The organism is Massilia sp. Masssp94, from assembly GCF_059491305.1.
The window spans coordinates 6,591,706-6,611,913 of the sequence record NZ_CP168501.1 but is presented as its reverse complement, the minus strand read 5'-3'; the positions used below and the strand labels follow the sequence as shown (position 1 = coordinate 6,611,913).

Below are 20,208 nucleotides of genomic sequence, written 5' to 3'. Positions count from 1 at the left end.
TCGAAAAACTGTTTCACTTCCGGTACAACTCTGTCCACATACGCGCTGCAACACACAAAAAAAAGTGGACACCTTGTCCACTTGTGCCACATACCGGACACGCGTCACTCGCGGATGCCGTGCTTGCTCAGCAAACGGTACATCGTCGTGCGCGATACACCCAGGTCGCGTGCCGCGCGGCTCACGTTGTGGCCGCTGCGGTCCAGGCATTCGCGCAGGGCGCGCCGCTCGGAACGCATGCGGGTGTCGTCCAGCGCGGCGGACGTCGGCGCCATGATCGCGCGCGTCAGTCCCAGGTCTTCCGGCATGATCAGGCGGCCGTCCGACATGACCAGTGCCCGCCGCACCCGGTTGATCAGTTCGCGCACATTGCCCGGCCAGTCGTGGTCGAGGATCGCCTCGATCGCCCGGTTGGAAAAACCCTTCAGGCGCGGCGATTTTTCGCTCGCGTACATGTGGAAGAAGTGTTCGGCCAGCGTGACCAGGTCGTCGCGCCGTTCGCGCAGCGGCGGTACCGTCACCGGCAGCACGGCGAGGCGGTAGTACAGGTCCTCGCGGAACGCGCCGCTCGCGACGGCCTGCTGCAGCTGCACGTGCGACGCGGCGATCACCCGCACGTCCACGCGGATGTTGCGGGTACTGCCCAGGCGGCAGATCGTCTTCTCCTGCAGGAAGCGCAGCAGGTTGGCCTGCAGGTCCTTCGGCAGGTCGCCGATCTCGTCGAGGAACAGCGTGCCGCCGTCCGCCGACTCGATCAGGCCGGCCTTGCTCCGCGTGGCGCCCGTGAACGCCCCGCGCTCGTAGCCGAACAGCTCGGAGTGGATCAGGCTCGGTGCGATGGCGCCGCAGTTGATGGGGACGAACGGTCCCGCGGCCCGGTCCGACTGCGCGTGGATCGCCTGGGCGGTCAACTCCTTGCCGCTGCCGCTTTCTCCCCAGATCAGCACGGGCGCCGCGACCTTGGCGACACGCGACACCTGCGCGCGCAGCCGTGCGATCGCGTCGCAGCCGCCGATCAGCGGCGACGCGGGATCGTCGTGCGCGTCTTTGGCGCTGGGCCGCGGGCGCAGCATCGCCCAGCCGTGCGCATGGCCGAGCGTATGGGCCAGCCGGACCGGATCGACGGGGGCCGTGTGGTAATCGCACAGGTGCTCCACGACGAGGTCGCGGCAGGGCGCGGATTCGAGATCGCGCGGGTTGAACACGCCGACCCACTGCATATGGCTGTGGCGGCGCAGGAAGGTGTCCACTTCGGCCGGCCGGTGCTGTTCGCGGTCGTGCACGAGCAGGCCGACCAGGTAACGGTCGTTACGCAGTTCGCGCCCGGCTTCGCCGAAGTTGCTGACACTGCGGATCTCCCAGTCGTGCATTGCTTCATTGAGCAGGGCGCGCGCACCCTTGTCATCCGGGGCAATGCACAGCAGGCGCTTTCGGGTCATCCATCCTCCATCGGGTAATCGGCCGGTCCTCGCAACGGCGGCAGACGAATGGGAGAGCCGGCATAATTTCTTGACAAGTGTATCTGGGTGTAACCTGGGCTGCTGTTCTGTAGCCTGTTAGCAATTTCTTACTATCAGTTGATCTTTGTTTAATATTATGCCGCCCGTGAAATATTCGTGGCGGACGCTACATTATCGACCGGCGGTTACAATTAGTCACAATCGTGTAACCGATCCTCGTCATGGTCAAGGAAATAACGGCCGCCGTGTGGCTTTTTCCCGAATGCGGAAGGGGAACCCCCCATCGCTGGGGGGGAGGTCGTGGAAGGGAGGGGTCAAAAACCGAACGGCATGCGGACCGTGCGAATGGCGAAAAGATTCAGCGGACGCGCCGGACCTTGGGCGAGGCGTTGGTGCCTTCGATCTCGAGGAACAGGGTGCCGAACAGATTGCGCACGATCTTGACCGGTGGATTGCTCACCGGCGCGAGGTCCGCCGAGCTGCCGTCGACCACTTTCCACACCTGGCCGTTGGCAAGGGTGAACAGCGTGGCCGGGCTCCAGCCGGAGACCGTGCCGACGATCGTGCTCTCGATCGAGCGGGCTGGTTCGTCGGGCGTCTTTTGTTCGAGGCCGAAGGCTTGCGCGGCGGCGGCGGCCGGACGCGCTTCGGCGGGAATCGCGTCATAGCAGCCCAGGCGCGCGGCGCCGTCGGCCAGCTTGCGGCATGCCAGGATGGCGGCATCGTCGGCGAGGGCCACGCCCGTCGCGCCCAGCAGGGCCAGCAGTAGAGAAGTGCGCAGGATCATCAAGGGCCTCATGCGCGCGGACGCTGGCGGTGGAAGACGAGCGGGCTGTACGGAATGGCGGACGGCGGCGGCGAATTCAGGATCCCCGGCTTCATCGCGCCCATCACATGCATCTCGCACGGCTTGCAATCGAATTTCAGCGTGTAGGTTTCGGCGCCGGACACGAGCGTCATCGGCTCGGCGCGCACCTGGCCCTGCACGCCCTGCACACCCTTGGCCTGCTTGGGGCACAGGTTGAACGAGAAGCGCAGGCAGTGCTTGGTGATCATCAGCGACACTTCGCCCGGTTCCTCGTGCGACTCGTACGCGGCCGCGATCAGCTGCACGCCGTGCTTGTGGTAGAACGCGCGCGCCTTCTCGTTGTAGACGTTGGCCAGGTAGCTCAGCTGGGTGTCCGGGTACGCGGCCGGCGGTTCGACCGGCTGGGCGCGCTCCGGACGCCGCCATGCCGCGAGGCGCGCCGCTTCCTGGGCGGCGATGGCGTCGCGGCGCAGGCCGTTGATCGCGCTCGCCGGCACGAACCACGGCTGCGTCAGCGCGACATCGATGGTGCCCGCTTCGAACATCGTGTTGCCCAGCTTGGCGAGGCTCGTGCGCAGGCCCGCCAGTGCCTGGTCGGCCTGCTGGGCCGGCTGCAGCGCGAGGCTCGCTTCGGTTGTCGTCGTGATGCCGTCCTCGTCGGTGACAGTCAAACGCAGGCCTTCGGCCGTGTCTTCCAGGCGCAGGTCCGCCCGCACCTTGCGGTCGGACGATTTCTTGTTGAGGGCCGCTTCCCACTGGTGGTCGCGGTTGCGGTGGATGACGGTGCCGACCTTCAGGCCCGGCAACGTGGCCAGGCCCTCGTTCGGGAACACGCGCCAGCGCTGGCCGTCTTCGTCCTCACCGAGCTTTTGCACGGTGTTCGCCTGGATGCCGACCGTCTCGCGCTTGTGCATGTAGTTCAGGCCATCGCCGTTGGCCATCGGCGAATTCGTGACGAGATCGAAATTGTCGCCGCCGATGCGCGCGACCGTGCCCAGTTCCACGCCCACGTACTTCGGCGAATCGAAGGCGCCGATGGTCTGCTGGCGGCCCTGCGCGAAATAATCCGTGTGGCCGCGGTGGAAGTTCTTGTCGACGTCCGGCGTGAACATCACCTGCGTCCGGCCGCTCGACGCGCGCGCCAGTTCCGGACGGCGTTCCAGGATCTCGTCCAGCAGCAGGCGGTAGTGGGCGGTGATGTTCTTCACATAGCCCATGTCCTTGTAGCGGCCTTCGATCTTGAAGGAGCGGATGCCGGCGTCGACGAGCGCTTCCAGGTTGCGGCTCTGGTCATTGTCCTTCATCGACAGCAGGTGTTTTTCGTAGGCGACGACGCGGCCCTGGCCGTCCGACAGCGTGTACGGCAGGCGGCACGCCTGCGAGCAGTCGCCGCGGTTGGCGCTGCGGCCCGTGTCCGCGTGCGAGATGTAGCACTGGCCGGAGAACGCGACGCACAGCGCGCCGTGGATGAAGTACTCCAGCGGCGTGTCGACCTCGGCGCGGATGGCCTTGATCTGTTCGATGGTCAGCTCGCGCGCCAGCACCAGCTGCGAGAAGCCGACCTGCGACAGGAATTTCGCCTTTTCCACGGTGCGGATGTCGCACTGGGTGCTCGCGTGCAGCTGGATCGGCGGCAGGTCCAGTTCGAACATCGCCATGTCCTGCACGATCAGCGCGTCGACGCCGACATCGTACAGCTGGCGGATCTGCTTTTCGGCCGTTTCCAGTTCGGCGTCGTGCAGGATGGTGTTCATGGTGACGAAGATGCGCGCGCGGTAGCGGTGCGCGAATTCGACGAGGCCCGCGATGTCTTCCAGTGTATTGCTGGCGTTGTGGCGCGCGCCGAATGCGGGCCCGCCGATATAGACCGCGTCCGCGCCGTGCAGGATGGCTTCGCGGCCGATCTCGGCGGTTTTGGCGGGGGACAGCAGTTCGAGCTGGTGGGCGAGCAGTGACATGGCGGGTGATCCTGGCTGACGAAGGCGGAAATTATAGCCAGATCAAGGGCTTATGTCACCGTTCGGCGTGCACCTCGACGTGCAGGACGTCTTCGATGGCCGTGCGCAGCGCCTCGGGCGCCACCGGCTTGGGCAGCACGGGGATGTCGTCCGGCAGGCCCATGGCCCGGATCGTGGCCGGATCCAGCCCGCTCGTGACGACGATGGCCATGTCGCGGTAGGCCTCGCTCGCACGCAGCGTGCGGATCATGCGCAGGCCGTCCACGCCCGGCATGCTGAGGTCGCCGACGAGCAGGTGCGGCCGCGTCTCGCCGATGCGGATCAGCGCTTCGAAACCGTTCCCGACCCGGACGACGTCCAGCGGCAGGTCCCAGCCGGACATCGCCCCCTCGTACCGCGCCATGGTCGAGGCGTCGTCGTCCACGAGCAGCACCTTGTAGCGCGCGGGCGCCGTACGGTCCAGCATCGCCTGGCGCCGGCGCTCGACGTGGCGTTCGATCGACGCCAGCGCGATGCGCCGGTGGCCGCCGGCCGTCTTCCACGCTTCCAGGGTGCCGCTTTCCACCCACAGCTGCACCGTACGGTGCGACACGCCCAGCATGGCTGCCGCCTGCCTGGTATTGCAGTAGGCGGCGGCGTCGAAACCAGGTTCCGGTGAGGGCGGGCGGTAGGGCGATGTCATGGCTGCCAGATCATGTTGTTTGAAAGACTCCGTCTGATGCACTTAGGAATCTATCAAAAAATCACAATCTATGACAGCAATATTTACGTGGCAATACCAAAATGGCAACAGTCAATGCAGCGGTCGCCCCGTCCCACCCGTGCGCTCGACCCGGATGGCGATGGATTTCGCGGCCGGCACCTTGCTCTCCTTCGCATAGTGCCAGAGGGGAATCAGCGGATTACACTCCGGGAAATAGCCCGCAACGCAGCCGGCAGGCACGCTGTATTCCACGACGCGCAAGCCTTCGACCTTGCGCTCGACGCCATCGTCGATGGCCGTGCTGGCTGTGACAATGTCACCATCGGCCAGGCCGAGGCGGGCCATGTCCGTGCCGGCCATGAACAGGACGTTCCTGTCCTGCACGCCCCGGAAACGGTCTTCAAGGCTGTAGATCGTCGTGTTGAACTGGCCGTCGCTGCGCACCGTGAACAGGCGCAGGGCGTCCTCGGGCACGGGCATGTCGGGGTCCGCGGACAAGGTGTCCGGCACGGTGAAATTCGCCTTGCCGGTGGGCGTGTTCCATTTGCGGTCCGCTGCCGCCAGCGGTTTGCGGAAGCCGCCCGGCTGCCACATGCGCTCGTTGAAGTCGTGGAAGATCTTCGGGTACGTCGCGGCGATGGCGTCGCGCACCTTCGCATAGTCCGCCACCCATCCATCCCAGTCGACCTTCGGATTCGGGTCCAGCGTCGCCTTCGCCAGGCGGGCCACGATGGCCGGTTCCGACAGCAGCGTGTCCGCAGCAGGTTCGGCGCGGCCGCGCGAGCCGTGCATGCAGCCGGTGGAATCCTCCATCGACACGGATTGCTCGCCGCTGGCCTGGCGGTCGATCTCGATGCGGCCCAGGCAGGGCAGCAGGTACGCCGTCTTGCCGTGCACGAGGTGGCTGCGGTTCAGCTTGGTCGAAATCTGCACCGTGAGCGGGACGGCGCGCCAGGCCGCATCCATCTGGCCGTGGTCCGGCACGGCCCGCACGAGGTTGCCGCCGAGGCTGATCAACGCCTGCAGCTTGCCGGCCTTGATCGCCTCGCACATCTCCACCGTGTTCATGCCCTTGTCGCGCGGCGGTTCGAAGCCATACAGCTCCTTCAGCTTGTCCAGCGGCGCCAGCTCGGGCTTTTCCGTGATGCCGACCGTGCGCTGCCCCTGCACGTTCGAGTGGCCCCGCACCGGGCAGATGCCCGCGCCCGGCTTGCCCATATTCCCTCGCAACAGCAGGAAGTTGACGAGCATCTGCACGTTCAGCACGCCGTTGCGGTGCTGCGTGAGGCCCATGCCGTAGATGCCGATCACCTGTTTCGCACGGAGGTAGGTGCCGGCCGCCTGCTCGATCTGGCCTTGCGCGAGACCCGATTCCTTTTCGATCTCGTCCCACGTGCGCGCGCGCATGGCGGCCGCGAACTCGTCGAAGCCGTGGCAATGTTCTTCGATGAAGGCCGTGTCGAGGGCGCGCGGTCCGCCGGTCGTGCGGGCGCGCTCGTCCGCCTCCAGCACGGCCTTGCAGAGGCCCGTCAGCGCCGCCACGTCGCCGCCGGCCTTCACCTGGTGGTACTGCGTGCTGATCACGGTCTCGTGGCCGCTCAGCATCTCGACCGGGGATTGCGGGTTCACGAAGCTGACCAGGCCGCGCTCGCGCAGCGGGTTGAACGTGACGATCGGAACGCCGCGCTTTCTCGCCTCCTGCAGCTGGTGCAGCATGCGCGGGCTGTTCACGCCCACGTTCTGGCCGAAGAAGAAGATGCAGTCGGTCTGTTCGAAGTCGTCCAGCACGACGGTCCCGATCGGCACGCCGATCGTCTTCGGCAGCGCGACGGACGTGCTTTCGTGGCACATGTTGGAACTGTCGGGCAGGTTGTTGTTGCCGTACATGCGCGCCAGCAGCTGGTACATGTACGACGTTTCCAGCGAGGCGCGGCCCGAGCTGTAGAACGCGACCTGGGTGGGATCCATCTTGCGCAGCTCGGCACCGATTTCGGCAAATGCGCGGTCCCAGGTGATTTCCACGTAGCGGTCCAGCGCGCTGTCGTAGCGCATGGGCACCGTCAGGCGGCCCGCCTCCTCGAGTTCATGGTCGTTCCAGCCTTCCAGTTCGCGCAGCATATGGCGCTTGAAGAATGCCGGGTCGAGGCGCTTGCTCGTGATTTCCCACGCCGTCGCCTTGGCGCCGCTTTCGCAGAACTCGGCCGGATGCGGATGGGCCGGCTTCGCCCACGAGCAGCTCACGCACATGAAGCCGTCCGGCTTGTTCTGCTGCATCAGCAACTGCGTGCCCTCGAGGGGGACGCGTTCCTTCAGCAGGATCGTGGTGACTTCCTTCACCGAGCCCCAGCCGCCGGCCGGGATTTGCGGTTCGTTCGGTTCGTTCGGATTGCCGCCGTGCTTGCTCATGATCAGACTCCCAGTGCGCGATACCGTGGAGCTTGATCCGATGGCGCAACCATGTCTGTTCGACAGCGCACACGCAAGATCGGCAAATCCGCGCACTCCGTACGGCGTTGCACAGACCGCCGAGCTCGCGCGCGCCGATGATCTGCTCATCATCATTCAAACCACCGGATTCCATCATGACCTCCCCGATCCCGTTCGAACCGCGTTTCGAAAGCCTGGAAGACGACGAAGCGCAGACCAGCTTCGACCTGCAGACGACGATGCGCAGCATTTCCACGAAGACGTACGAGGATTCCGGACGCGCGCTGCGCAGCGTGCACGCCAAGACGCACGGCCTGCTGGTGGGCGAGCTGACCGTCGAGACCGGGTTGCCGGACGCGTACGCGCAAGGCCTGTTCGCCCAGCCGGGCACGTATCCCGTCGTGCTGCGGCTGTCGACGACGCCGGGCGACGTGCTGGCGGACGACGTCTCCACGCCACGCGGCATGGGGATCAAGGTCGTCGGCGTCGAAGGCCCGCGCGTGGGCGGCAGCGAGCACGACGTCACGCAGGACTTCGTGCTCGTCAACGGTCCCGTGTTCAGCGCACCGAACGCGCAGACATTCCTCGGCAGCGCGAAACTGCTGGCCGCGACGACGGACAAGGCGCCGAACCTCAAGCGCCTGTTTTCCGCAGTGGCGCGCGCTGCCGAACAGGCGGTGGAAGCCGTCGGCGGCGACAGCGTGACGCTGAAGGCGCTGGGCGGCCATCCCGAGACGCATCCGCTCGGCGAGACGTATTACAGCCAGGTGCCGATCCTGTACGGCCGCTACATGGCGAAGGTGCAGGTGGCGCCCGTGGCGCCCGCGCTGGCGGCGCTCGCGGGCAGCCACGTCGACCTGAAGGGCCGGCCGGACGGCCTGCGCGACGCTGTCGTGGAACACTTCGCGAGCGAAGGCGGCGAGTGGGAACTGCGGGTGCAGCTGTGCACGGACATCGACCGCATGCCCATCGAGGACGCGTCCGTCGAATGGCCGGAAGACCTGAGCCCGTACGTGACCGTGGCGCGCCTGCGCGCGGCGCCGCAGAAGGCGTATGGCGACGACCTGGCACGCCTCGTCGACGACGGCATGCAGTTCAATCCGTGGCATGCGCTGGCCGCGCATCGTCCGCTCGGCTCGATCATGCGGGTGCGCAAGGCGGTGTATGCGATGTCGAAGCGCTTCCGCGCGGAGCGCAACGGCAGCGCGATCGCGGAGCCGCGCGACGTCGAGGGGGTGAAAGCCGCGGCGCGGCGCTGATGGTATCATCGGCGTCGATGAATCCCCTTCACGATCCCGAGACCGACGCCTTGCCGCTCACGGCGCATCCGCGGCGTGTGCTGCGGATGCGCGCGGGCGTACTTGCCGAGGTGGACGACCTGGTGGTCGACGAGGTCCCCGTCGCGCTCGTCTACAACGGCATCTCGCACGCCGTCATGATGGCGACGCCGGCCGACCTGGAAGACTTTGCGCTCGGCTTTACACTGAGCGAAGAAATCATCGTGGGGCCGGGCCAGTGCTACGGGATCGACGTCGAGCCCGCCGCGGGCGGCGTCGCCGTCCAGATCGAGATCGCCGGCAGCGCGTTCATGGCGCTGAAGGAGCGCCGCCGCAGCCTGACGGGGCGCACGGGCTGCGGCCTGTGCGGCGTGGACAGCCTGGACCAGGTCTGCCGCGCGTTGCCGTCCCTGGCGCCGGCGCGCGGTTTTCACGTCGACGGCGTACGGCGCGCGCTGGGCGCGATCGGCGCGGAACAGAAGCTGACGAAGCTGACGGGCGCCGCCCACGCGGCTGCCTGGTGCGGCATGGACGGCACCCTGCACATCGTGCGCGAGGACGTCGGCCGCCACAATGCGCTGGACAAGGTGATCGGCGCGATGGCGCGGAAACGCGTGGCGCCCGGCGCCGGCTTCCTGTTGATCACCAGCCGGGTCAGTTTCGAGATGGCGCAGAAGGCCGCGGTGGCGGGCGTGCCGGCGCTGGTCGGCATGTCGGCGCCGACCCTGGCCGCCGTCGAGCTGGCGGATAAAGCCGGCCTGACCCTGCTCGCGTTCGCGCGCGGGAACGACTTCGTCTGCTACACGCACGCCGACCGGCTCGGCCTGCCCGGCGCGTAACATCAGCCGGAGACGAGCGCCAGCAACGCATCCCGGTCGGCCGCCTGCTGGCGCTGGGCCGTGACGCGGTCCCACAGCAGGAACATGCCGTACGCCCATTGCGCCACCAATTCCGCTTCCCCGGCCGGCCGCGTCGACGCGCTGCCCAGCAGGCGTTCGATCTCCGTGCGCGTCTGGGTCGTGACCTGCTCGTAATTCCACGCGCCCTTCGGCCGCATCTTCTGGCGGGCGCGGTAGCGGCGGGCCCGCTCGGCGTCGCTGAGCTTGTCCTCCTTCGGCGGACGGCCGCGCTTCTTCGCCAGCGCCGCGTCGAGCGGCAATTCGATCGTGCTCAGGTCTTCCGGTTGCTTCATGGTGCGGTCGAGAATGATTGTCGCTCTATTATTCGTGACGCATTTCAATAAAGCAATAGGGAACCGTGCGCGCCGCGGCCTGCCTAACGGTGCGGGAGGGTCATCCAACCCCTTGTGCCGGGAGGTCTCATGGCAACCAATCACATCGCAATCGCCTGCCAGGGCGGCGGCAGCCACGCCGCGTACACGGGCGGCGTCCTTCCGATCCTGCTGGAACAATTCGACAACCGTGGCGACGAGGACGGCGCCGCCCGCACGGCGCTCGTCGCGATCAGCGGCACGTCCGGCGGCGCCATCAGCGCGCTGCTCGGCTGGTACGGCTTCATCACGGGCGGCGCGCCGGAGGCCGGGCGGCGGCTGGACGCGTTCTGGCAGGGCAATTCCGCGCTCGGCCTCGTCGAGTCGACGGTCAATCACGTCTGCCGCGGCCTTGCCGACCTGGCCGCGCTGGGCGGCTGGGACATCAAATCCAGCCCGTACGTTGGGCCGCTCGCGGGCATGGAGCTATGGAACGCGACCGCGTGGCCGGCGCTGGCCCGCATGCTCGGGCCGGACAATCCCTGGATGCGCCCCGACTTCTTTTCGCTGCCGGCGCTGCTGCGCCCGGGCGTGGACTGGCCGCTCGTCGCGCTGCTGGGCGAGTTCGCCAGTATTCCGGCCGAGGTGGAGCGCTGGCTGCGCAGCGACCTGGAGGCGGCCATGTTCCCGCCCACGGCACCCTGCCAGGAACGCTACCGGGCGGACCGGGGCGCGGTCGAGGGCCGCATTGCGAACAAGCTCGGCGCCGCCGACCGCCTGCGCGCGCGCATGGCGCAGATCGGCGTCCAGCCCGGCAGCCTGCTCCACGCCGCGCTGGAGCGGTGGCGTCCGCCCGCGGTGCGCTTCGACGCCGAGGCGCTGGGGCAGCTTGCCGATGCCGTGCGCCTCACCTTGCGTCCGATCCCGCGCCTGCTGCTGGGCGCCGTGGAATTGCACGAAGGGGAATTCGTCGCGTTCAGTTCCGAGCGGGCGCCGGGCGACGGCGGCATCTCGCTCGACGCCGTGCTGGCGTCCGCCGCCGTCCCGTGGCTGTTCCGCGCGCACGAGATGGCCGGACTCGACGAGACGACGCTCGCCCCGCGTCCACTGACCTTGTGGGACGGGCTGTTCTCGCAGAATCCGCCGATCCGCAACTTCCTGTCCGGCGTGGCGGACGACGACAGAAAGCCGGACGCCATCTGGGTCGTGCAGATCAATCCCAGCCAGGCCAGGCTAGCTGCGGACGGACCGCATATCGCCCTCAACGGCGGCGAGATCTGGGACGTGCGCAATGCGCTGGGCGGCAATCTGGCCATGAACCAGGAACTGGGTTTCGTCGATGCGATCAACCGCCGCATGGAAAGCGGCCGCGGCGACGATGCGTCCCCCGCCAGCGCGGCGGCGCAGCGGCGCGACAAGCTCGTGCGGGTCGACCGCATCGTCATGGATTGCACGGCTGTCGAGGCGGCGGCCGGCATGCCGCTGGGCGCGAACTCCAAGCTGGACCGCGACCCGGCCCTGCGCGGCGCGCTGTGGGACCATGGCGCGGCGCAGGCACGGCGCTACCTGGCCCTGCGCGAGCATATGCCGAGTCTGTTCGCCGGCCTGGACGGCACCCTGGCCGGTGCGTGCGCGTGCGCGGCGGGCCAGCGTCCGGATGGGGCCGGCGGCACGGTCCGGCCGGACGGCGCGGCACACTTCGGCGAGCTCGTCATCGATGGGACGACCGTCCACGGCATCGCGCCGGACGTCCCCAGGACGCCGCAGGCCGTCGTCGCCTGGCGCTCGGCGCACACGCTGATCAATGGGCGGCCCGTACGCATCGAAGGACAGTCGGAGCTCATGGTGGCAGATGCCGGCTGGCGGCTGAAGGACGTGCGGATCACGGCCGTCGTGCCGAAGCCGCCGTCCGGGCGGACGCCCGCGCCGGCGCGGGCGGGGCGGCAATCCGTGCCGGTACGGGCGCCATCGGACGCCCGGCACTGAATATATAATGTGCAATCGGCAACGATCCCGGTAGAATGACAGGGTTGTACATTCGTAAATACTGTCAAGGAGTCGGGAATCGTGGGTTCACCATTCAAAAGGTCGGCGGCGGCCGTTGCCGCCGTCTGTACGCTCGTGGGCGGCGCCTGTTTTGCACAGGACGCCGGTCCGCAAAGCATCGTCGTCACGGGCCAGCGGAGCACGTCGTCGTGGGTGCGGGCCGAGAGCGCCCACGTGGTCGTCCTGTCCGACGCGCCGCGCGACGACGTGGCCCGGCTCGTGGAACACCTGGAGCGCCTCGACAGCCTGCTGCGCGTGTACACGGACGACTACCGCCCCAAGTCGGCCGGCCCTGAGGCCAAGCTGAACCTCGTGTACCTGAACGACGTGCGCGACCTCGACCGCGTGGCGGCGGACCGCCCGGCCAACGGCATCGCGCTGTTCCGCGATTGCACGGACGGCACCCAGGGCTTCCTCGTGCGGACGGCGCCGCTGGCCGCCATCGACGACGACAAGCTCGTCAAGACGCCCCTCGACGAAGGACTTTCGTACGCGTCGGAAGCGTATGCACGCCACTTCCTGTATCGTCACACGGACGTGCGCGGCCCGTCCGCCTGGATCGAAGGCTTCGCGAATTATTTCGCGGGCGTGCGCTTCGGCGCGACGCAGATGGTGATCGGCCGCACGCCGCCTGGCGTGGGCCGGTATTTCTATTTCCTCGACCAGGGCCACCGCTACAACCTCGACTATGCCGACGTACTGGGACCGCGTCCGTTCGCGAACCTGTCCGACACGCGGCGCCGGGCGGCGGGCGTGGAATTCGAGGCGCGTTCCTGGCTCCTCGCGCACTACATCCTCGGGGCCGGCGAACGGCGCAGGAAGCTGGGGACGTTCCTGAATGCCGTCCACCAGGGTGCCGACCCGGCCGCCGCACTGCGCGACGCGTTCGGCCTGGACGTGGGCGATGCGTCGACCGCGCTGTGGCGCTACCGGCTGCAGCGGGCCGAGGTCATGCGCGTGGAGCAGCCGCCCGGTCCGCGTCCGGAGATCGCCATCACGACGATGTCCGCGACGTCCGGCGGCTTCATGCTCGCCGACGCGGCCTTGAAGGCCTGTCCGGCACCCGCGCAGGGGGAGGCGCTGCTGCGCACGCTGACGGCCGACGCCGGTGCCGTCCCGAACGTCGAAGCGGGGCAACTGGCCCTGAACCGGGCCCGCGTCGACTGGGGCGATCCGGCCGCCGCGCTGCCGTGGCTGGAGAAGACCGCGCGCCATGCCGATGCCGGCCCCGACGTGCTGTTGCTGCTGGCGCGGGCGCACCTGAAGCTGGCCGCGCATCTCGACGCCGGCGCACGCGCGCCGCACCTCGACGCCGCCCGCGCCGGTCTCGCGCGGGCGCGCGAGCGGGATCCGGGCGCCGGCGCCGTCGCGCTGGCGGCGCTCGACCTGTCGCTGCTGGCCGGCGGCAAGCCCAGTCCCGAAGCACTGGACGGCGTATTGACGGCGTGGCGCACGGGCCGGGATGCGCGCACGCTGGCGCGCGCGGCGGTGCTCGCGTCCTGCTACCGGGTCGACGTGCCCACGGCCGAGCACATCCTGCGCACGCTGGAGAACGACGTCCGCGACCCGGCCACGGCCGCGTGGGCGGCGGCGTTCCAGCGCCGCCTGGACGGGGGCCTGAGCCTGGCCGACATCACGGCGGAAATGCGCCTGGTGGCGGGTGCCGGCGGCTTCAGCGAATGGACGATCGACCAGGTCAGCGTGATGCGCGACGTCGAATACAATGCGGGGCTGGAGGACGCCCGGGGCTTTTTCGAGCAGCAGATGCAGAACCCGGATCCCTCCAAGGCGTTGCTGAACCCGCCGACGAGCCGCTAAAAAAAGCTGGAACTTTTATGGGGACCCGGAGGAATACGGATTCATGCTCCGGCGTTTCCACTCACTGATCCTGTTCGATGATTCCGACCAAGCACGCGCTGAAAATCCTTCCCGCCTTACTCGTTACCTGTTTCGCCGTACCGGCGTCGTTCGCACAAACGGCGCCGCCCGCCGCCAAGGCCGCACCGGACACGAAGTCCGACGACGGGGTCGCGACCGTGGAGGTGGTCGCGACGCGCCCGACCAACAAGGTCGACCGCGATGTTTACGACCTGAAGAACGACATCAGCGTGAGCAACGCGTCCGCCGCCGACATCCTGAACAATGTTCCGTCGGTCACGGTCGACCAGGACGGCAACGTGGCGCTGCGCGGCAACCAGAACGTGCAGATCATGGTCAACGGCAAGCGCGACGCCCAATTCCAGGGCCAGAACCGGGGCGACGCGCTGAATGCGTTCCCGGCCGAGGCCATCGAATCCATCGAGGTTGTCAACGTGCCCGGCGCCGAATTCGGCAACGAGGGCGGCAGCGGGCCGATCATCAACCTCGTCCTCAAGCGCAACCGCAAGGCCGGCTCGCGCGCGAACATGAGCGTCAACAAGGGCACCGAGGGCCGCGGCAACGCGTTCCTCAACGGCGAGCACGCGGAAGGCCCGTACTCGATCTCCGGCAACATCGGTGTGAGAGAGTACGTGCGCAACAGCCATAACGAGTCCCAGCGGGAGGATCTCGACCCGGCCACCGGCGCCGTCAAGGACTCGCAAGACTCGGTGGGCAACCGGCAGGGCCGGTCGAAATCGCTGAACCTCGCGTCGACGTTCACGTACAACGTCGGGGAGCGCGACCAGGCCGGCGCCACCGTCAGTTATTCGAAGATCCGCAACGAGAGCGACAGCACGACCTCGACCCGGCGGTTCGCGGCGGACGACTCGCCGCTGGCCGATTTCACGAGCCGGTCGCAGAGCCGCTCGCCGGCCGAGAACTTTGGCATCGGCGCATCGTACGACCACAAGAGCGGCGCGCCGGGCGAAGACCTGAAGTTCGACCTGCGCTACACGGGCCAGAACAATCATTCCGATTCGGACGTCTTCTACGACTACCGCCTGCGCCCGACCCCGTTCATCGCGAACAGCCTGCGCTCGACCGACCGCCGCAACCGCATCCTCGACATCTCCGTCGACTACGAGCGCAACGTCTGGGACACGTGGCACCTGAAGGCCGGCGCGAAGGTCGCGGACAGCAAGACGAACAATCCGACGAACTACCTCGGGCAGGACCCCGCCACGGGCGAGTACGTGCCGGTGTCGAGCCGCATCAGCGATTTCGAATCGAACGACCGCAACGCGGCCGTCTACGGCATCCTGTCCACTAAGCTGGGCAAGAACCTCAGTATCCAGGGCGGCCTGCGCGGCGAGTACACGGAACTCGACGTCCACCAGCCCCTGCTGGACGAGCAAGACAAGTATCACTACATGAACTGGCTGCCGAGCTTTTACGCGACACGCGACATCGGCGCCGACGGCATGCTGCAGTTCCGCGCGGCGCGCCGCATCGCGCGGCCGAACGAGCGCGACCTGAACCCGAACCTCGTCTACCTGAGCGACTTCAGCGCACGCCAGGGTAACCCGCACCTGCAGCCTGTAAATAACGACCTGCTCGAGCTGGCGTACCGCGACCGCTTCTTCGGCGTCGACAGCAGCTTCGTCCTGTTCAAGCGGCGCGAGTCGCCCGTGGTCGGCAACCGCAGCTACGCGCTCGCGAGCGATCCGAACGTGATCGTGACGTCGCCCATCAACTTCGGCGCCAACGATTCCGTTGGCGTCGACCTGAATTTCAACGTGCGCCAGCTGTTCGTGCCGGGCCTGTCCGCCAACCTCGGGGCGACGCTGGCCAACGAGAAGCGCCAGCGCATCTCCAACTTCACGACCGACACGACGGCCGTGGAGCAGACGAACCACCGGGAAAACATCAAGCTGCGGCTCGCGTACCAGGTGGGCATGGAATCGCTGCAGCTGAGCGTCAACCGCAACGGCGCCACCCTGAACGGCCAGGGCATCAACAGCGCCGTCACGATGACGAATTTCACGTGGATGCACCGCATCACGCCGCGCCTGTCGCTGAACCTCAACGTGAACAACGTTTTCCATACCGGGAACATGGAGAGCGACATCGAGAACGAGGTGCTCCGGCTGCATACGCTGAACGTGAGCCAGCCCCGCATCGTCCAGATCGGCCTGCGCTACCAGTGGGGCGGCGTGACGGGCGACGAGCGCCTGCGCAACGGCAACCGCGGCATGTTCCGCGGCGGCCGCGGCGAAGGCGGCCCTGGCGGCGGCTTCGGCAATGGCGGTGGCGGGTTCGGACCCGGCGGCGGAGGCGGCGGGGGCTTCTGAACGCCTGCGCTTACGGAAACGGCCGCAGCGCGATGCCGTGTTCGAACAGGTGCGGCAGCCACGCATGTTCGAAGATGCGCCGGAATCCCAGGTTCGTCGGGTGCATCTCGTTCGACCAGTAATCGCGGTACGTGTGGTCGCGCGGCAGGATGCCGCGGCTGTCGATGTGCACGACGCCCGGCGTCACGGCCGCCAGCGGCGCGAGCAGGTCGTCGTTCAGGCGGTCGATCATGATCTGGGCGATCTCGCTGCGCAGCGCCAGGTCCGGCGGGACGCCGTGCCGGTCCAGCGCCGGCGCGAGCCATGGCCCGGCGTGGATCAGGCCGAACTCGAAGCCCCGGCCGTCCGGCACCGGGTAATCGTAGCCGTGCACGAAGATGGGCGCCAGCGTGGCGCTGGCGTGCTTCGCGACGCGGATCGACGCGATCAGCCTGGTGAGCGCCTGGCGCAGCCGGAACAGCATGTCGTCCATGCCGCGGCCGTCGATCCAGCCATGGGCGTCCGTGCCGGGCGGGCGATGGTCGAACAGCGCGAGGTCGACGTCGACGGCATCGTTGCCCGCTCCGCTGACGTAGAACTCCGAAAACCCTTCCACGAAGCCGGGACGGAGGAAATGCTCGACCGTGTCGGCATACTTGCCGTCGCCGACATAATCCTTGAGCCGCGCACCGTTGTAGCCCACGAGCTGGAGGTTGCGGTGATCGTCGGACAGGGCCGGATGGTTGATCATCGTGCCCAGGATATTGTTGTTGACGTACCAGAACCAGGAATCGCCGATGGCGAGCGCGGACGGATAGCCGATGTCGGCGTTGTCCCAGCGCTCTTCGGGTTTGTAGATGTGCGGCATGATGGCCTCCGTTCCACGTATTGTGCACTGACCGGGAACAAGACGGCGCATTGACGCTAAACAAAGATGCCGTGATGCGTCACAAAAAAGCGGAGCAGGGTGTCCCGCTCCGCATGTCGTGTCAGAGCGACTTCAGGAACGCCAGCAGCGCGTCGCGGTCGGCCTTGCTTAGGTTTTCGAAGCGCACGCGTGCCTGCGTGGCCTCGCCGCCGTGCCACAGGATCGCTTCAGGCAGGGTGCGTGCGCGCCCGTCGTGCAGGTAGCCCACACGCGCCGCGTTGCCCATCACCTTGTCCGTGTAGCCGATGCCCCACAGCGGCGCCGTGCGCCACATCGCGCCCGTCGCCTGGCCCTCCGCGAACTTGTCCGCCAGGCCGTCGCCCATGTCGTGCAGCAGCAAGTCGGAGTACGGGTGGATGGTCTGGCTGCGCAGTTCCGCGAACAGGTGGCCGCTGCCCGTCTTCATCTCCGCCGTGTGGCAGGCCGTGCAGCGCATGCCCTGGAACAGCTTCGCGCCGGCGCCGACCTGTACGGGATCGACCCTGTGCTCGTCGAGCGGCGCGACGCCTTTCGGGAAGCCGCTGGACAGGCTGCGCTGCGCGGGCACGGCGACGAGCGCCAGGTAGTGGGCGATCTTCTGCAGGTCCGCTTCCGCGATGCCGGTTTGCGTGCCGCCGGCGGCGCATGCTGCCGGTCCGTTCACGCAGGCGCGGTTCGGATAGACCGGCGACGTCACACCCATGTCGAGGAGGAGCGCTTCGGCCGCCTGGTGGCGCAGGGTCGCTTTCGCCGCTTTCCAGCCGAAGCGGCCCAGGCGCACGGCGCCGGTTTCCGGATCGTAGGCGAAGTTGGCCACGCCGCGCACGCCGTCGACGTCGGGCGTCGTGCGCACGCGCGCGAGGATGTCCGCTTCCGGCACGGCTTCCAGCAGGCCGGTACCGATCATCGGCTGGGCCGCGCGCAGCGACACGCGCTCCGGTACCGGGCCCTCGAAGGCCAGCGTCGGCTTGCGCAGTTCGACGACGGTGCCGTCCGCGAGCTTGACCGTCTTCGCATCGAAGCCGGCCACGCGCACGGCGGTGCCCCAGTTGCGGGCGCCGTTCATCTGGATCGCCGTGCCGTATTGCGGATGCGGCAGCTGGCGGCCGTCCGTGCCCGTGACGGCGACGCGCACGGACATCGTGTCCAGCTTCTGGTTGATGCTCGCCGGCGCCGGACTGCGGCCGTTGTTGACGTGGCAGCCGATGCACGCGGACTGGTTGAAGCGGGCACCCTGCAAACCGACGGCGCCGGAGTAGCGGTCGTTGCCCGGCTCGTTGTGGTCGCCCGTCGTGAAGTTCGTGTGGACGAGGCGCCGCCCCTCGACGAAGCGCTGCACGTCCTGCATGCCCGCATTGTTCTGCGGCTGCTGGAACATGAAGAGGCCGTTGTCCGAATAATTGTAGGAGACGGAACCGAGACCGCCGGACAGCGTCGCATCCGGCAGCGGCACCGAGTTCAGGCGCGGCTGCACGCCGTACCACGGCCGCAGGCCGGCGCCGACCACGTACACCCATTCGGGGCCGTAGTAGCGGATGCCGCCGTTGTCGCCTTTCGCGGCCATCGCGTCCGTCGTCGAGAACATCGACGGCGCGACCTCGATGACGTCGCCGACGATGAGCGGCCGGGCCGGTACGTCCTTCCCGTTCGGGAAACCGTCCGCGCCGAGATCGGCATGGCCCGGATATCCCTTCACGAGCAGGGTGCACGCGCCGTTGATGCCCGACGTGACGGTCAGCCTGCCCGGCGCCGGGTAGGGTGTCGGCTTGCAGATCGGTACGTTGCGGTCGACGAGCTCGCCCGGATTCATCCAGCCGTAGCCGGTGACGCCGGGCCGGTCGAAGCCGCGGAAGAACGCCACCTGGCCGGGCAGGAAGTCGACCTGCGTGTACTGGTTGTAGACGAGCGTCGGCTTCGTGACGCCCGCCACGCGGCTGTTGTCGATGATCTCGATGCCCCAGGTGCGGTTCTGGAAGTATAGCGGCACGAACGTGAGGTAGTTGCCCGGCCCCTTGTCGAGCGGCAGGCCGGTCGCCGGATCGACGGTGTCGTTCGGACCGTAGCCGATCTCGTTCCAGTCCTCGCCGCGCTCGCGTCCATGGCGGGCCATCGCGCGCGCGCCGAAGCGCGTGACGAGCGTGCCGTCGGGAAGGGTGAATTGCAGCGTCTCCAGCGGTTCGGCCGAGGCGGGCAAGGGCGCCCATCCGCTGCCCGGTGCGGGATAGTTCAGGGGCGACGTCGCGTTGACGGGCAGCGTGTTGTCGCTGCCGGGCGTGCGGAACTCGACGTCGAACAGCGAATAGCCGTATTGCGTGGCGCGCGCGACACCCTGCAGGCGCACGTAGCGCGCGCTCGTGTTCAGGTTGAGGAATTCTTCCGTGCCGCCCTTGCCCTCGGCGACATAGCGCAGCTGCGTCCACGTCTTGCCGTCGTCGGAGACGCGCAGCGCGTATTCCTTGCCGTACGCGTTCTCCCAGGTCAGTTTGACGGCGCCGATCGGCGTCGGCACGCCGAAATCGAACTGGATCCAGGCGCCGTCCTCGGCGGCGCTGGCCCAGCGCGTGTCCGGCTTGCCGTCGATCGCCATCGATGCCGCCAGAGCGCCGTTTTCCACCGCCGACGACGTCGCGGCCGCCGGCTTGACGACGATGCCGGGCCGGGTCAGGTCGACCGGGATCGGCGTCGGGACGTTCCCGCCCGGCGTGGCGGGCGTGCCGGTAAACGCCTGGATCTCGAAGATCGAATAGCCGTACTGGCTCGAGCGTTTCACACCCTGCATGCGCAGGTAGCGGCCCTGTGCGGACAGGCCGCCGATGTCTTCGGTGCCGCCCGTGCTGGCGTCGACGGTCTTGATTGTGGTCCAGTGCACGTTGTCGTCCGACACCTGCAGCAGGTATTGCAGTGCGTGCGCGTTTTCCCAGGCGATGTTGACGCGATTGATCGTCACGGTCTTGCCGTAATCGAGCGTCAGCCACTGGTCGTCCGTGAACCCGCTGCTCCAGCGTGTGGCGGCGTCATGGTCGATCGTTGCGGCGGCCGACAGGTCGCCCCGTTCCGACGCGCTGGCGGTCGCGGCGGTGGGCGTCAGTGCGGTTTCGGTGACGATCTCCGCCGCCGTGCGCGTCATCGACTGGCCGCCCGGCGCGCCCGGATCGCCGGCACCGCAGGCGGAGAGCAGGGCGCTGGTCAACAGCGCCACGGTTGATGGCAAGCCTCGATATC

13 protein-coding genes are annotated in these 20,208 nt (G+C 67.8%); 5 read left to right on the top strand and 8 right to left on the bottom strand.

Features of this window, described 5'->3' with window-relative positions; translation table 11 throughout:
• Nucleotides 1–104 precede the first annotated feature (104 nt).
• From ACEN9G_RS29055 to ACEN9G_RS29035, 5 genes are all read right to left on the bottom strand, one after another.
• Entirely contained in the window at nt 105–1,439 is a 1,335-nt protein-coding gene (locus ACEN9G_RS29055) for a sigma-54 dependent transcriptional regulator (RefSeq protein ID WP_413344454.1), read from the bottom strand.
• A 379-nt stretch (nt 1,440–1,818) separates the two neighbouring features.
• Nucleotides 1,819–2,247 carry a hypothetical protein gene (locus ACEN9G_RS29050; protein ID WP_483127390.1) on the bottom strand — a complete coding sequence of 143 codons (429 nt, stop codon included), beginning with the start codon at nt 2,245–2,247 and terminating at the stop codon, nt 1,819–1,821.
• A gap of 8 nt (nt 2,248–2,255) precedes the next feature.
• On the bottom strand, nt 2,256–4,226 hold the full coding sequence (locus ACEN9G_RS29045) for a peptidase U32 family protein (RefSeq protein ID WP_483127389.1): 1,971 nt from the start codon (nt 4,224–4,226) through the stop codon (nt 2,256–2,258).
• A gap of 55 nt (nt 4,227–4,281) precedes the next feature.
• Nucleotides 4,282–4,908 (bottom strand): helix-turn-helix domain-containing protein, encoded by a 627-nt coding sequence (locus tag ACEN9G_RS29040; RefSeq protein ID WP_413343478.1) that lies wholly within the window; start codon nt 4,906–4,908, stop codon nt 4,282–4,284.
• A gap of 111 nt (nt 4,909–5,019) precedes the next feature.
• Nucleotides 5,020–7,335, bottom strand: a complete 2,316-nt coding sequence (locus ACEN9G_RS29035; RefSeq protein ID WP_413343476.1) for an FdhF/YdeP family oxidoreductase — start codon at nt 7,333–7,335, stop codon at nt 5,020–5,022.
• Nucleotides 7,336–7,511: 176 nt separating this feature from the next.
• Here ACEN9G_RS29035 and ACEN9G_RS29030 point away from each other — a divergent pair, with 176 nt between their 5' ends.
• The gene (locus ACEN9G_RS29030) at nt 7,512–8,615 is read left to right on the top strand and encodes a catalase family protein (RefSeq protein ID WP_483127388.1); all 1,104 of its coding nucleotides are present in this window, start codon (nt 7,512–7,514) and stop codon (nt 8,613–8,615) included.
• A gap of 17 nt (nt 8,616–8,632) precedes the next feature.
• The gene (gene fdhD, locus ACEN9G_RS29025; protein WP_483127387.1) at nt 8,633–9,472 is read left to right on the top strand and encodes a formate dehydrogenase accessory sulfurtransferase FdhD; all 840 of its coding nucleotides are present in this window, start codon (nt 8,633–8,635) and stop codon (nt 9,470–9,472) included.
• A gap of 2 nt (nt 9,473–9,474) precedes the next feature.
• On the opposite strand, the gene ACEN9G_RS29020 is transcribed toward fdhD, so the two are convergent.
• Entirely contained in the window at nt 9,475–9,825 is a 351-nt protein-coding gene (locus tag ACEN9G_RS29020) for a hypothetical protein (protein ID WP_413346276.1), read from the bottom strand.
• Nucleotides 9,826–9,954: 129 nt separating this feature from the next.
• Between ACEN9G_RS29020 and ACEN9G_RS29015 the strand changes: the two genes are divergently transcribed.
• From ACEN9G_RS29015 to ACEN9G_RS29005, 3 genes are all read left to right on the top strand, one after another.
• Entirely contained in the window at nt 9,955–11,829 is a 1,875-nt protein-coding gene (locus ACEN9G_RS29015; protein WP_483127386.1) for a hypothetical protein, read from the top strand.
• Between the two features lie 81 nt (nt 11,830–11,910).
• A complete protein-coding gene (locus ACEN9G_RS29010; RefSeq protein WP_483127385.1) occupies nt 11,911–13,707 on the top strand; it encodes a hypothetical protein in 1,797 nt (598 codons plus the stop codon).
• Between the two features lie 77 nt (nt 13,708–13,784).
• A complete protein-coding gene (locus tag ACEN9G_RS29005; RefSeq protein ID WP_483127384.1) occupies nt 13,785–16,100 on the top strand; it encodes an outer membrane beta-barrel protein in 2,316 nt (771 codons plus the stop codon).
• Between the two features lie 10 nt (nt 16,101–16,110).
• Here the strand turns inward: ACEN9G_RS29005 and ACEN9G_RS29000 are convergent, their stop codons facing one another.
• A complete protein-coding gene (locus tag ACEN9G_RS29000; RefSeq protein WP_413340129.1) occupies nt 16,111–16,947 on the bottom strand; it encodes a hypothetical protein in 837 nt (278 codons plus the stop codon).
• A gap of 121 nt (nt 16,948–17,068) precedes the next feature.
• Nucleotides 17,069–20,113: a di-heme oxidoredictase family protein gene (locus ACEN9G_RS28995; RefSeq protein ID WP_495605569.1), complete on the bottom strand. Its 3,045-nt coding sequence runs from the start codon at nt 20,111–20,113 to the stop codon at nt 17,069–17,071.
• Nucleotides 20,114–20,208 lie beyond the last annotated feature (95 nt).